General features: G+C 67.7%; 14 protein-coding genes. 4 read left to right on the forward strand and 10 right to left on the reverse strand.

The genetic code is table 11. From position 1 onward, the window contains the following. Window positions 1-21: 21 nt before the first annotated feature. A complete protein-coding gene (locus ASC79_RS13685) occupies window positions 22-1,197 on the reverse strand; it encodes an acetyl-CoA C-acetyltransferase (protein ID WP_056017284.1) in 1,176 nt (391 codons plus the stop codon). Window positions 1,198-1,376: 179 nt separating this feature from the next. Between ASC79_RS13685 and phaR the strand changes: the two genes are divergently transcribed. After that, window positions 1,377-1,982, forward strand: coding sequence for a polyhydroxyalkanoate synthesis repressor PhaR (phaR, locus tag ASC79_RS13690; RefSeq protein WP_056017286.1), 606 nt, complete (start codon window positions 1,377-1,379; stop codon window positions 1,980-1,982). Between the two features lie 30 nt (window positions 1,983-2,012). Further along, window positions 2,013-2,336 carry a hypothetical protein gene (locus ASC79_RS13695; protein ID WP_156378268.1) on the forward strand — a complete coding sequence of 108 codons (324 nt, stop codon included), beginning with the start codon at window positions 2,013-2,015 and terminating at the stop codon, window positions 2,334-2,336. Here ASC79_RS13695 and ASC79_RS13700 read toward each other — a convergent pair. From ASC79_RS13700 to ASC79_RS13710, 3 genes are all read right to left on the reverse strand, one after another. After that, the gene (locus ASC79_RS13700; protein WP_056017289.1) at window positions 2,333-2,647 is read right to left on the reverse strand and encodes a hypothetical protein; all 315 of its coding nucleotides are present in this window, start codon (window positions 2,645-2,647) and stop codon (window positions 2,333-2,335) included. The two genes, ASC79_RS13695 and ASC79_RS13700, sit on opposite strands and share 4 nt — an antisense overlap. Before the next feature lie 155 nt (window positions 2,648-2,802). After that, a complete protein-coding gene (locus tag ASC79_RS13705) occupies window positions 2,803-3,231 on the reverse strand; it encodes a hypothetical protein (protein WP_056017984.1) in 429 nt (142 codons plus the stop codon). 71 nt (window positions 3,232-3,302) lie between these two features. Next, window positions 3,303-4,031 (reverse strand): glycosyltransferase family 2 protein, encoded by a 729-nt coding sequence (locus ASC79_RS13710; protein ID WP_056017292.1) that lies wholly within the window; start codon window positions 4,029-4,031, stop codon window positions 3,303-3,305. 49 nt (window positions 4,032-4,080) lie between these two features. Between ASC79_RS13710 and ASC79_RS13715 the strand changes: the two genes are divergently transcribed. Beyond that, a complete protein-coding gene (locus ASC79_RS13715; protein ID WP_056017295.1) occupies window positions 4,081-5,754 on the forward strand; it encodes a glycosyltransferase family 39 protein in 1,674 nt (557 codons plus the stop codon). After that, entirely contained in the window at window positions 5,751-6,647 is an 897-nt protein-coding gene (locus tag ASC79_RS13720) for a hydroxymethylglutaryl-CoA lyase (protein WP_056017297.1), read from the forward strand. The genes ASC79_RS13715 and ASC79_RS13720 overlap by 4 nt, the downstream gene beginning before the upstream one ends. On the opposite strand, the gene ASC79_RS13725 is transcribed toward ASC79_RS13720, so the two are convergent. Genes ASC79_RS13725 through cysS form a run of 6 tightly spaced genes read right to left on the reverse strand, consistent with a single transcriptional unit; the run spans window position 6,644 to window position 12,288 of the window. Continuing rightward, window positions 6,644-7,582, reverse strand: coding sequence for a glycosyltransferase family 2 protein (locus ASC79_RS13725; RefSeq protein ID WP_056017299.1), 939 nt, complete (start codon window positions 7,580-7,582; stop codon window positions 6,644-6,646). The two genes, ASC79_RS13720 and ASC79_RS13725, sit on opposite strands and share 4 nt — an antisense overlap. A 9-nt stretch (window positions 7,583-7,591) precedes the next feature. Further along, the gene (thrS, locus tag ASC79_RS13730) at window positions 7,592-9,562 is read right to left on the reverse strand and encodes a threonine--tRNA ligase (protein ID WP_056017302.1); all 1,971 of its coding nucleotides are present in this window, start codon (window positions 9,560-9,562) and stop codon (window positions 7,592-7,594) included. Then, entirely contained in the window at window positions 9,559-9,840 is a 282-nt protein-coding gene (yidD, locus tag ASC79_RS20805) for a membrane protein insertion efficiency factor YidD (protein ID WP_082532107.1), read from the reverse strand. The genes thrS and yidD overlap by 4 nt, the downstream gene beginning before the upstream one ends. Window positions 9,841-9,896: 56 nt before the next feature. Beyond that, window positions 9,897-10,346, reverse strand: coding sequence for an iron-sulfur cluster assembly scaffold protein (locus ASC79_RS13735; RefSeq protein ID WP_056017986.1), 450 nt, complete (start codon window positions 10,344-10,346; stop codon window positions 9,897-9,899). Continuing rightward, window positions 10,343-10,900 carry an SRPBCC domain-containing protein gene (locus ASC79_RS13740; protein ID WP_235528664.1) on the reverse strand — a complete coding sequence of 186 codons (558 nt, stop codon included), beginning with the start codon at window positions 10,898-10,900 and terminating at the stop codon, window positions 10,343-10,345. Before ASC79_RS13740 ends, ASC79_RS13735 begins: the two co-directional genes overlap by 4 nt. Beyond that, window positions 10,900-12,288 (reverse strand): cysteine--tRNA ligase, encoded by a 1,389-nt coding sequence (gene cysS / locus ASC79_RS13745; RefSeq protein ID WP_056017990.1) that lies wholly within the window; start codon window positions 12,286-12,288, stop codon window positions 10,900-10,902. The genes ASC79_RS13740 and cysS overlap by 1 nt, the downstream gene beginning before the upstream one ends. Window positions 12,289-12,424 lie beyond the last annotated feature (136 nt).

The following is a 12,424-nucleotide window of genomic DNA, read 5'->3' on the forward strand; positions in this document are numbered from 1 at the left end:
GGCGCTCCAGGAACAGGAACGTCAGACTGACTCGACGCACATGGCCACGCCCATGCCGCCCCCGACGCAAAGGGTCGCCAGACCCTTCTTGGCGCCGGAACGTTTCATTTCGTGCACAAGGGTGGTGAGAATGCGGGCGCCCGAAGCGCCGATCGGGTGACCGATGGCGATCGCGCCGCCGTTGACGTTCACCTTGGCCGGATCGAGCCCCAGGTCGCGCACGACGCAGATCGATTGCGCGGCGAACGCTTCGTTCGATTCGACGAGATCGAGGTCGGCGACGCTCCAGCCGGCCTTCTCCAACGCCTTGCGGCTGGCCGGAATCGGGCCCGTGCCCATGATCTCGGGATCGACGCCGGCATTGGCCCACGAAGCGATGCGGGCCAGCGGCTTGAGGCCGCGCTTCTCGGCCTCTTCGGCGCTCATCAGCACCAGCGCAGCGGCGCCGTCATTGAGGCCCGAAGCGTTGGCGGCAGTGACCGACCCGTCCTTGGCGAAGGCCGGACGCAGGCCCGCCACGCTCTCCAGCGTCGCGCCGTGGCGGATGTATTCGTCCTGATCAACAATCGTATCGCCCTTGCGGCCCTTGATCGTGACCGGCGCGATCTCGCCCGTGAACTTGCCGGCCTTCTGGGCGGCCTCGGCCTTGTTCTGGCTGGCGACGGCGAACTTGTCCTGCTCATCGCGGGTGATCTGCCAGCGGGCGGCGATGTTCTCGGCGGTCTGGCCCATGTGGTAGCCGTGGAAGGCGTCCCAGAGGCCGTCCTTGATCATGGTGTCGACCAGCGCGAGGTCGCCCATCTTCTGCCCCGAGCGGAGCTGCTGGGCGTGCGGCGCCTGGCTCATGCTTTCCTGGCCGCCGGCGATGACGATGGAGGCCGAGCCGTCGGCGATCTGCTGGGCGCCCAGCGCCACGGCGCGAAGCCCCGAGCCGCACAGCTGGTTCAGGCTCCAGGCCGGGCTCTCCACCGGGATGCCGGCGTTGACCGCCGCCTGGCGGGCGGGACCCTGGCCGGCGCCGGCCTGCAGCACCTGCCCCATGATCACTTCGCCGACGTCGGCGGCGGCGATGCCCGCGCGCTCGATCGCCGCCTGGATGGCGACCTTTCCGAGATCGTGGGCGGGCAAGCTGGAAAGCGCCCCATTGAACGATCCGACGGGGGTGCGGACGGCCGAGACGATGACGACGTCGCTCATGGGTGGGCTCCTCAGCTCATTTGAGGTTTTCATCTATCGATAAAGGGCGGAGCTTGGGCAAGGGTGCAAACCGACTCGCCTAATCGGAACGCCTACTTTCGGAAGCCCCTCGCATCCGCGATACTGCGGTGCAAGAATGACAATCCGCCGTCGGGGGCGGGCTGATAAAGGACTGTGGGATGGCCGAGACCCAGGGATCCGACGACGGCCGCGTCGTCATCAAGAAGTACGCCAACCGGCGGCTCTACAACACCGCGTCATCCTCCTACGTCACGCTTGAGCACCTGTCGGACATGGTGAAGCAGGGCGTCAATTTCGTGGTCTATGACGCCAAGACCAACGAGGACATCACCCGCACCGTCCTGACCCAGATCATCTTCGAGGAAGAGAGCCGCGAAGGGCAGAATCTGTTGCCCATCCAGTTCCTGCGCCAGTTGATCGGGTTCTATGGCAACTCGATGCAGGCCTTCCTGCCCAGCTATCTGGAGCTGTCGCTGGCCACCTTCGCCGAACAGCAGGAGCGCATGCGCTCGCAGTTCTCCAACATCGGCCAGGGCGCCGGCCTGGGCGGCGCCTACGAAGATCAGATCCGCCAGAACCTGGCGATGTTCGATCGGGCGATGAAGATGTTTTCGCCGTTCGCCTATACGCGGCCGCAGGACGACGCGCAGCCCGCGCCCAAGGCCGCCGCCGCACCGCCGCCGGCCGCCGATGAGAGCCTCGACGCCCTCAAGAAGCAGATGGCGGAGATGCAGGCGCAAATCGAGAAGCTGGCAAAACGCTAGCTTAACCCCGCTGCGCTAGGCTCCCAGGCCATGACTTCGCCCATCGACCCCGCCCGCAGGCCGACCCCGGCGCGCCGCATTCGGCGCTCCGACGACGTGCGCCGCGGCGAATCGATGGATCGCAACGTGCCGGCGGTCTACGAGCCGCCGGCGCCGCCCGCTCCGGCGGCCGTCACGCCCCAACCCGAGGCGGCGTTCGCCGCGCACATGCTGGGCCAGGACGGACAGAAGCGTGGCCTGCGCGGCGGCAAGGAGACGCTCGACAGCGCCCGCAGCCTCTACAACAAGATCGAATATTCCGGCTCGGCCGACCGCCGCACGCCGAAGGGCCGCACGGCCAAGACCGAGGTCTAGCGCCCCTTCAGGCGCGCTAGCTCCGCCTCCAGCACCGCCACACGCCGCTCCAGCCCCTGCAGTCGCCCGCCCAGGTCGCCCTGTCCGGGCACGGGCGTCGAAATGCCCGCACGATCGGCGACCTCGGCGGCGGACACGCCCAGCAGATCGGCGAAAATGCCTACCTCCTCGGCGGAAAGTTCCCGCTGGTCCTTGAAGGCCAGAGCGAGGTCCGTCTCGCTCATGCCGGCGGCGGCGGCCATGATCCGCGCGTTGAGGCCGCGCTCGGCCAGTTTTTCCTCAAACCATTGGCGATCGAAGAACAGGGCCATCAGCTGAGTCCGGTCTGGCGCCGGTCTTGCTTAACCAGGAGTGAATCCATCGCCGACGGGACTCCCATGTTCGCCATCGCCACCCGCTTCTTCGATCTGGCCGTCGTCACCCTGATCTTCTCCGCGCTCACCTAGGGCCGTAGCGGCCCGCGCCGCTAGTAGTCGCCTTGGCCGAAGTCGACGTCTCGGCGCGCCGAGACGATGGTGACGATGAAACCGGCCAGGACGTCCAGCAGGACCATCACGGTCAGCAGGAAGAAGGTCGAGGTCGCGAAGGCCGGGGCCAGCAGGAACTCGACCAGGCATCCGACGAACAGCAGCATCGACAGGGCATGATTGACGATCGCGGTCCGGCGGCTCGTGGTCGACTTGAGCAGCTCGATGAACAGCACCACCAGCCCGGCAAGCAGCAGCAGGTCGCCCAAGGTCACCGGCCAGGCGGCGGCGGAGTTCATCGCCACCGTGAACAGCGGCTCGGTCATGCGGATCGTCGCCTCCTGCGAGGCGAACCCCCCGGCCAGGGTCAGCGCGACGATATTGTAGGCGAGCACGGGCAGGGCCAGCAGCGGCACGGCGGCGAACATCGAAACCCCTCCCCCTTCGGGATCGAGCAGGAGCTTCCGCTGCTTCTCCAGACGCGACAAGCGCTCCGCCCTCAGAGCTCTTCCACGCGGCCCGGCAGACGTGAGCGCGATTGCAGCCACATCACGCCGAACAGGTCGGACAAAGACGCCCAGAGCCGGCCGAGATTCGTGTACTTCGACTGGCCGGTCTGGCGGTGGCGATGGTTCACCGGCCGGAACGCGACCTGATAGCCCTCACGCAGCATCAGCGCCGGCAGGTAGCGGTGGATGTGATCGAAGTACGGCAGACGCAGGAAGGCCTCGCGGCGGAACGCCTTCAGGCCGCAGCCCGTGTCGTTGGCGGTGTCCCTGAGCAACTTCTTGCGCACGCCGTTCCCGAACCGCGAGGCGAACTTCTTGGCGGCGCTGTCCTGGCGCTTGACCCGCTCGCCGCCGACGAGCACCAGGTCGGCCGGCCCCGCCGTCAACGCATCGACCAGGCCGGGACCATCGGCGGGATCGTTCTGGCCATCGCCGTCCAGGGTCACGATGACGTCGCCGCGCGCCGCCAGGATGCCCGTGCGAATCGACCGGCTTTGGCCGGAGTTGCTGGTGTGGCTCAGCACCCGCAGCTGCGGGATCTCGACCTTCAGGGCGCCCAGGGCCGCGCGAGTGCCGTCGCGGCTCTTGTCGTCGACGAAAATCATCTCGTAGTCGCGGCCAGCAAAGGCGGCAGCGATCTCGCGTGCAAGGTCGGGCGCCGCGCCCTCCTCGTCGAAGACGGGGACGACCACGGAAATGTCGGGCGTTGATTTGGCCATGGCCCCTCCATAGCGGAAAATTCGCCGCGCGGATGCTATCAACGCTGCCATGAGTCTTCAGGCCTATCTGGACCGGTTCAGCCGGGGGTGGCGCGCGCCGGCGTTCGCAGCCCTCATCGCCCTTTTGGCTGGTCTGCCCGGCGTCTTCGCCATGCCTCCGCTGGACCGCGACGAAAGCCGGTTCGCCCAGGCCACGGCGCAGATGCTGGAGACCGGCGACTTCGTCGTCATCCAGTTCCAGGACCAGCCGCGCTTCAAGAAGCCGGTCGGCATCCACTGGATGCAGGCAGGCAGCGTCGCGCTTGTGTCGCAGGTCGAGGATCGGGAGATCTGGGCCTACCGCCTGCCTTCGCTGCTGGGCGCCATGCTGGCGGCGGCGGCTTGCGCCTGGGGCGCGGCGGTGTTCTTCGGCGGACCGACCGGCCTGCTGGCCGGGGCCATCCTCGGCTCGACCTTCCTGCTTTCCACCGAGGCCTTCATCGCCAAGACCGACGCGGTGCTGGCCGGAACCACCACCCTGGCCCTGGCCGCCCTGGCGCGGATCTACGCCGCCTCTCGCGACGGCCCTCCTGCGGGAAGGCTGACACGACTGCTGTTCTGGCTGGGCCTGTCGCTGTCGATGCTGGTCAAGGGCCCGGTCGGCCTGATGGTCGTCACCCTGACAGCGCTGGCGCTGTGGGCCTGGGACCGCAAGGGCGCCTGGCTGAAGGGGCTGGGCTGGGGGTGGGGCCTGATCCTGATGGCCGCCATCGTCGGCCCCTGGGCGGCGGCCGTCACCGTCGCGACCGACGGCGGCTTCTGGACCACCGCCTTCGGCGCCGACTTCGCGCCCAAGCTGGTCGGCGGCCAGGAAAGCCACGGCGCGCCTCCCGGCTACCATACGCTCCTGACGCCCCTGCTCATCTTCCCCGGCGCGTTGCTGCTGCCCGCGGCGCTGGCGCTCGGCTGGCGGGCGCGCCACGAGCCGGGCGTGCGCTTCGCCCTGTGCTGGCTGATTCCGGCCTTCATCGTGTTCGAGGCGACCCCGACCAAGTTGGTGCACTACACCCTGCCGACCTATGGCGCCCTGGCCTGGCTGATGGCCGCCGCGGTGATGCGGCCGCCGATCGGCTCGATCCCCAAGTGGCTCGGCATCGCGCTTTCGTCCCTCGTCGGCGTCGTGTTCGCGGCGGCGATCTTCTACCTCTATGGCGAGTACGGCGATCCCAGCGATCTGCCGGCGACCATCGCCACGGCGCTGCTGCTCGCCGCCGCCGGCCTGAGCGGCGCGTTCCTGATGTGGCGCGGCGACGCCTTGAAGGCGATCACCGTCGCCGGCGCCCTTACCATCCTTGGCCACGGCGCCTTCGCCGCGGCCTTCGCCCCGCGGCTGGAGCCCCTGTGGCTGTCCCAGCGCTCGGAGCGGGTGCTGGAAGACGCGCGCCTGCTGCCCCGGCAGGGGTTCACCCCCGCGCCGATCGCGGTCGCCGGCTTCGCCGAGCCGAGCCTGGTGTTCGCCCTGGGCACCCCGACGGACCTGGGCGACGTGCCCGAGGCCATCGAGGCGCTGGCCGACCAGCGCCCGGCGGTCGTCGAGGGCCGCGAACAGGCCGCCTTCGAGGCCGAACTGAAGGCCCGCGGCCTGAAGGCCCGAGAAATCGGCAAGGTCGAGGGACTGAACTACTCGAACGGCGACGAGACGACTTTACGCATCTACGCCCCAGCCCCATCTGAGACTCCATGAGCCGCTTCATTGAAATCGTCGAAGTCGGTCCGCGCGACGGACTGCAGAACGAAAAGGCCATCCTCGACGTCGGGCAGAAGCTCGATTTCATCGGCCGCCTGCAGGCCGCCGGCGCCAAGCGCATGGAAGTAGTGTCGTTCGTCAATCCGAACCGTGTGCCGCAGATGGCCGGCGCGGAGGAGATCATGGCCGCGCTGCCTGGCGGCTCGGGACTGTCGCGAATCGGACTGGTGCTGAACATGCGCGGCTGGGAACGCGCGGTCGCCGCCGACTGCGACGAGGCCAATGTAGTCGTCTGTTCGTCGGACGGGTTCGGGATCCGCAACCAGGGCGCCAACGTCGCCGAGCAGATCGAGGCCATGCACGCCATCGCCGCACGCCAGAAGTCGGAAGGCGGACCGCCGATCTCGGTGACCTTCTCGACCGCCTTCGGCTGTCCGTTCGACGGCGAGGTCCCGCAGGACCGCGTGGTGTCGCTGGCGCGCGAAGCGGCGAACGCCAAGGTCGACGAGATCGCCCTGGCCGACACCATCGGCGTCGCCGATCCCTGGATGGTCCGCGCCCGGGTCGAGGCGGTGAAGGAGGTGATCGGCGACATCCCGCTGCGCCTGCACTTCCACGACACGCGCAACACCGGCCTGGCGAACGCCTTCGCCGGCGTCGAGGCGGGGATCGATATCCTGGACGCCAGTTGCGGGGGCCTGGGCGGCTGCCCGTTCGCGCCGGCCGCCACCGGCAACATCGGCACCGAGGACCTGGTCTACATGCTGGAGCGGGCCGGCTTCACCACCGGCTACGACATCGGCGCGCTGATCGAGACCGCCAAGTGGATGTCGGGTCTGCTGGACAAGCCGATCGCCGCCTCGGTCAGCCGCGCCGGCGTGTTTCCCTAGGCCGCGCGGCCGCGGATGCGCCACATCATCGGGCGCGCAATCGCGGTGCAGACGATGATCGGTGACAGGATCAGGGCCAGCACCTGCTCGCCGAAGCCTTCGGCACGTTTCCGGAAGTAACGCGCCAGGCCGACGCCCTTGTGGAACTCGACCCGCAGCGGGCTGGCGTGGCTGGTATGGCCAAGATGAATCACCTCGGCCTTGGGCTGGAACAGGACGTCGCCGCCCGTCTGACGCACGCGCCAGCACAGGTCGACGTCCTCGACGTGGAGGAAGTAGCCCTCGTCGAAACCCTGGACGATGTCGAAGTCCTCGCGGCGCATGCAGAAGCACGCCCCCGAGATGGTCGGCACCGGGATCACGGCTTCGGGCGCCGCCTCGGATTCCCAGTGCACCTCGTAGCGGCGCCAGGCCGGGATCATCTTCGACAGGTGGCTCAGGCTCATCAGCGCGCTGACCGGCGTGATGTCGCCGCGCCGCGCGCCGCGCTGCTCGGTCCGGTCGGCGTTGAGCACCCGTCCGCCGACCAGGGTCGGCGACGGGCGGCCCTCGATGGCGCGCGCCAGTTCGGCGATGCAGCCCGGCTGCAGGAAGGCGTCAGGATTGAGGAACACGATGGTGTCGCCCGCCGCGGCGCGCGCGCCGAGATTGGCGCCGCGGGCGAACCCGACATTGCCGTGACCGGTCATCAGCCGCACGCGCTTGTCGCCGTCGGACAGGCGCTTGAGCCGCGCCGCCTCCATGCGGGTCGAACCGTTGTCCACGATCACGAGCTCGTCGACCAGCGGGTCGGCGAGCACGCATTCGATGCTTTGCTGCAGGGCTTCGCCGGTCATGTAGACGACCATGACGACGGAGACTTTGCGATGCGGCTTCAGGAAGTCCTGAGTCGGAGCAGGCTCGTAAGCAACGATCGGTGCGGCGATGCCGTTCATCCAGCCTCCCTAACCGACCGCGCCATGCTCGGTCGAAGCACCCCGAAGCACAGCCTGGCGTGTAACATCCGGCGGACTCGCCTCTAAGGCAAGTTTAATAACCGCCTCCTGAAGCGTGAGAATGGACTGTCCTTCAGAGCCGAAACGCCTCAAGGCGACCTTGCCTTCCTCAGCTTCCCGCCGGCCGACCACCGCGATGATCGGAGCCTTGGCGAGACTGTGCTCACGAATCTTGTAGTTGATTTTTTCGTTCCGCAGATCCGTTTCAACCCGGAGACCGGCGGCGCTCAATTCTTGAGCTACCCGCAAGGCATAATCATCGGCGTCTGACGTAATTGTGGCGACAACCACCTGCGTGGGCGCCAGCCACAGCGGGAACGCGCCTGCATAATTTTCGATCACCACGCCGATGAAACGCTCCATCGAGCCGCAGATCGCACGGTGCAGCATGACAGGGCGCTGCTTGGAGCCGTCCTCGACCACGTACTCGGCGTCGAGGCGCTCGGGCAGGACGAAGTCGAGCTGCAGCGTACCGCACTGCCAGGTCCGGCCGATGGCGTCCGAGAGGTGGAATTCGAGCTTCGGGCCGTAGAAGGCGCCCTCGCCCGGCAGCCGCTCGACCTCCATGTTCACCGCCTGGCGGGCGGCGCGGTCCAGCTTGTCCTCGGCGATGTCCCACACCTCGTCCGTGCCCGCGCGCAGGTCGGGACGCAGGGCGAGCTTCACGCTGTGCAGTTCCAGGCCGAAGTCCGCATAGACCGAGTTCAGTAGGCGCACGAACTTCGTCGTCTCCTCCTCGATCTGATCCTCGCGGCAGAAGATGTGCGCGTCGTCCTGGGTGAAAGCCCGCAGGCGCATGATGCCGTGCAGGGCGCCCGACGGCTCGAACCGGTGGCAGGCGCCGAACTCGGCCATGCGCAGCGGCAGGTCGCGATAGGACTTCTGGCCGAAGTTGAAGATCTGGACGTGGCCGGGGCAGTTCATCGGCTTGACGGCCAGCTCTTCGCCTTCCGCCGTCTCGCAGGTGAACATGTTCGCGCCGAACTTCTCCCAGTGGCCCGACTTCTCCCAGAGGGCGCGGTCCATGATCTGGGGCGCCTTGACCTCGACATAGCCGTCGACGTCCAGGCGGCGGCGCATATAGGCCTCGACCGTGCGGTAGAGGGTCCAGCCCTTCGGGTGCCAGAAGATCATGCCCTTGGCCTCTTCCTGCAGATGGAAGAGATCCATGGCGCGGCCGATCTTGCGGTGGTCGCGGCGTTCGGCTTCCTCCAGGCGCGTCAGGTGCGCCTCGAGATCGGCCTCGCTGGCCCAGGCCGTGCCATAGATGCGCTGGAGCTGGGCGTTGCGATGGTCGCCGCGCCAATAGGCGCCGGCCAGCTTCATCAGCTTGAAGGCCTTGCCCACCGACTTGGTCGAGGGCAGGTGCGGGCCCAGGCAAAGGTCCTTCCAGTCGCCCTGGCGATAGACCGTGATCGTCTCGCCTTCCGGCAGGTCGGAAATGATCTCGGCCTTGTAGGCCTCGCCGATCGACTTGAAGTGCTCGATGGCCTCGCCGCGATCCCAGACCTCGCGCACGATCTTCTCGTCGCGGTCGACGATCTCCTTCATGCGCTGCTCGATCGTCGCCAGATCATCGAGGCTGAACGGCGTGTCGCGAGCGAAGTCGTAATAGAAGCCGTCGTCGATGGCCGGGCCGATGGTCACCTGCGTGCCGGGGAACAGCTCCTGGACGGCCTGCGCCATGACGTGGCTGGCGTCGTGGCGGATGGTCTCCAGCGACTCCGGGCTTTCGCGCGTCAGGATCTCGAACGGGCCGCCCTTGTCGAGCGGGCGATCGAGGTCGCGCAGCTCGCCGTCGAGCTTCACCAGCACCGCTTTCTTCTCCAGCGACTTGGCGATGGAGGCGGCGACGTCACGTCCCGTCACGCCGTCGTCGTACTGGCGCTTGGAACCATCGGGGAAAATCAGGTCGATCATGTCTCACATGTCCATGTCCGCGAGGCCGGCCCATCTCCGTCAGGGGCCTTGTCGCGCGGTTGGGGCACCGGGTCGTAGCCGGAAGCTCCCCAGGGGTGACAGCGGCACAACCGCCGGGTCGCAAGCCAGGAGCCGCGAGCGGGGCCGTGCAGGATCAGGGCCTGGGCGGCGTATTCCGAACAGGTCGGAAGGAACCGGCACTGGCGCCCGATCAGGGGCGAAAGCGTCAGCTTGTAGGCGCGTAGGGCGCCAAGGACGCAGGTCTCGTAGAGGTTCATGCCGGCTCGCGGACGTGCGATTCAGCCGCAGCGATTACGCTGGGCGGCCTTGAGGATCAAGCCGCGCCGGCGCGGCTAGTTCGTTCCACTGCGCGGCGGACAGCCTCGGCCGCGGCCTCGAACGCCAGGAGCGTGGAGGCGTGGCGGGCGGGATAGTCTTTCACCGGGGCCAGCATGGAGAGATCCGAAAAACGTCCGTTTGGCGCATCTGCGCCTTGCTTGAGCATAGCACGGAACTGGTCCCGGGCCATCTCGATCTCCGAAAGGCTGGCGCCCAGCACGCTCGCCCCGAGCACCGCCGCCGACGCCTGGCCGAGCGCGCACGCCTTTACGTCCTGGGCGAACTGGGCGACGCGGTCGCCCTCGACCGTCACGTCGACGACCACCCGGCTGCCGCAAAGCTTGGCGACTTTCTCCGAGCTGGCGTGCGGTTCCGGCAGCCGGCCGAGATGGGGCATGTTCGCCGCCAGCTTCAGGAGCTTGGCCGAGTAGAGATCGTCGATCATGTCGCTGATGTAGGCGCCCCGCCCTGTGCGCGCCATTCCGCTTCGGCGCGCGCCTTCAGCGCCTCGTTCATGCCCTGGAAGCCGCGATAGATCTTGCGGCCCAGGCGGCGGGCGATGGTCGGCCCCAGCAGGCCGCCGATCAGTTCGCCGTTCGAGACGATCGTGCTGCCGGTGTCGAGCTTCTCAAGCTCCAGGAAGCGGGTGTTCAGCACCAGGCCGCCCAGCATCTTCAGCCGCCAGTGGATCTGGTCGTTGGGCACCCACTCGAACACCACCGGCTGGATCACCCGGGGCGTCTCGCCCTCCAGCGCCAGGGTCAGGTTCAGTTGGCCGCCGATGCGGATCTTGCCCTCGGCCTGGGTGTAGAGCGGGTTCCACTCATGCCAGCGCTCGATGTCGTAGAGGATGTCCCAGACCGTCTCGACCGGGGCCTGGATGCCGATCCGGTGCTCGACCCGCACGCCGCTGGGGCCGGCCGGCGCCCGCCCCTTGAACTTGAAGCCGGCGCCGGCGGTGAACATGTTGGCGTTCTGCGCCTTCGGACCCAATCCCATCAACCGGACTCCTTGATCCGCCAGGTCGCGCCGGTCGGACCGTCCATCACCTCGATGTTCAACGCGGTCAGTTCGTCACGGATGCGGTCGGCGGCGGCCCAATCCTTGGCGGCGCGGGCTTCGAGCCGCTGGGCGATCAGGTCGTCCACCTGGGCGCGCAGATCGTCGGTGACGCCGGCCTGGAACCAGTCCTCGGGATCGCCGAGCAGGAAGCCCATGACGTTGGCCGCGGCGAGCAGTTCGCCCTTGGCCTGAGCACGCCCCTTGCCGGTCGCCGTCTCCAGCTTGGTCGCCATGGCGAACAGTTCGGCGAAGGCGGCCGGGGTGTTCAGGTCGTCCTCGAGGGCGGCGAGGAACGCGGCGGGCGGCGGGACATCCTCGGCCTCGACCTCGCTGGCGCGGCGCAGGGCGCCGTAGAGCCGGTCGAGCGCCTTCTTGGACTGTTCGATCAGCTCGCCGGTCCATTCCAGCGGGGCGCGGTAGTGGCCGACCAGCAGCGCCCAGCGCAGGGCTTCACCCGGCGCCTGGGCGATCAGGTCGTGAACCAGGGCCACATTGCCCAGGCTCTTGGACATCTTCTCGGCCGCCATGTTCAGGAAGCCGTTGTGCATCCAGTAATTGGCGTAGCCGACCTCGTGATCGTGGCCGGCGCAGACCCCCTGGGCCATTTCATTCTCATGGTGCGGGAACAGCAGGTCGATGCCGCCGCCATGAATGTCGATCGGCAGGCCCAGCGTCTTCTCGATCATCGCCGAGCACTCGATGTGCCAGCCCGGACGCCCGGGGCCCCAGGGGCTGTCCCAGACCGGCTCGTTCTCCTTGGAAGGCTTCCAGAGCACGAAGTCGGCGGGGTGCTGCTTGTAGGGGGCCACGTCGACGCGGGCGCCGGCGATCATGTCGTCCATCGGCTGGCGCGACAGTTTGCCGTAGTCGGCATAGGCCTGGGTGTTGAACAGCACGTGGCCCTCGGCCGCGTAGGCCGAGTTGTTGGCCACCAGCTTGCCGATCATCTCGATGATCTCGTCCATGGTCTGGGTGGCGCGCGGCTGATGCGTCGGCCGCAGGGCCCCCAGCGTCGCCATGTCGTCGTTGTAGATGGCGAGATAGCGGTCGGTGATCGTGTCGATCGGCACGCCTTCCTCGGCGGCCTTCTTGTTGATCTTGTCGTCCACGTCGGTGACGTTGGCGGCGTAGATCACGGACTTTTCGCCATAGGCGTGGCGCAGCAGGCGGAACAGCAGGTCGAAGACGACGACCGGCCGGGCGTTGCCGATGTGGGCGTAGTTATAGACCGTGGGCCCGCAGACATACATCGTCACCCGGCTCGGATCCTTGGGGACGAAGGGCCGCTTTTCACGGGCCATGGTGTCGTAGAGCGAGAGGGCCATCGGGTCCTTCATGGAAAGAAGCGGCAGCAATTGAGAAAAACTGACGCTGGGTAACAGTTGCCCGCAAAGGGGTTGGCCCCATATACATTCGGTCTGGCCGCGAGGCCACGGTTCCGTCCGTGGTCGCGCAGATGGC

The organism is Phenylobacterium sp. Root1290, from assembly GCF_001425305.1.
Lineage (GTDB): Bacteria > Pseudomonadota > Alphaproteobacteria > Caulobacterales > Caulobacteraceae > Phenylobacterium.

Coding starts and splice junctions, on each gene's coding strand:
- ASC79_RS13685 (WP_056017284.1), bottom strand. CDS start 1,197: ATGAGCGACGTCGTCATCGTCTCGGCCGTCCGCACCCCCGTCGGATCG.
- phaR (WP_056017286.1), top strand. CDS start 1,377: ATGGCCGAGACCCAGGGATCCGACGACGGCCGCGTCGTCATCAAGAAG.
- ASC79_RS13695 (WP_156378268.1), top strand. CDS start 2,013: ATGACTTCGCCCATCGACCCCGCCCGCAGGCCGACCCCGGCGCGCCGC.
- ASC79_RS13700 (WP_056017289.1), bottom strand. CDS start 2,647: ATGGCCCTGTTCTTCGATCGCCAATGGTTTGAGGAAAAACTGGCCGAG.
- ASC79_RS13705 (WP_056017984.1), bottom strand. CDS start 3,231: ATGTTCGCCGCCGTGCCGCTGCTGGCCCTGCCCGTGCTCGCCTACAAT.
- ASC79_RS13710 (WP_056017292.1), bottom strand. CDS start 4,031: ATGGCCAAATCAACGCCCGACATTTCCGTGGTCGTCCCCGTCTTCGAC.
- ASC79_RS13715 (WP_056017295.1), top strand. CDS start 4,081: ATGAGTCTTCAGGCCTATCTGGACCGGTTCAGCCGGGGGTGGCGCGCG.
- ASC79_RS13720 (WP_056017297.1), top strand. CDS start 5,751: ATGAGCCGCTTCATTGAAATCGTCGAAGTCGGTCCGCGCGACGGACTG.
- ASC79_RS13725 (WP_056017299.1), bottom strand. CDS start 7,582: ATGAACGGCATCGCCGCACCGATCGTTGCTTACGAGCCTGCTCCGACT.
- thrS (WP_056017302.1), bottom strand. CDS start 9,562: ATGATCGACCTGATTTTCCCCGATGGTTCCAAGCGCCAGTACGACGAC.
- yidD (WP_082532107.1), bottom strand. CDS start 9,840: ATGAACCTCTACGAGACCTGCGTCCTTGGCGCCCTACGCGCCTACAAG.
- ASC79_RS13735 (WP_056017986.1), bottom strand. CDS start 10,346: ATGATCGACGATCTCTACTCGGCCAAGCTCCTGAAGCTGGCGGCGAAC.
- ASC79_RS13740 (WP_235528664.1), bottom strand. CDS start 10,900: ATGGGATTGGGTCCGAAGGCGCAGAACGCCAACATGTTCACCGCCGGC.
- cysS (WP_056017990.1), bottom strand. CDS start 12,288: ATGGCCCTCTCGCTCTACGACACCATGGCCCGTGAAAAGCGGCCCTTC.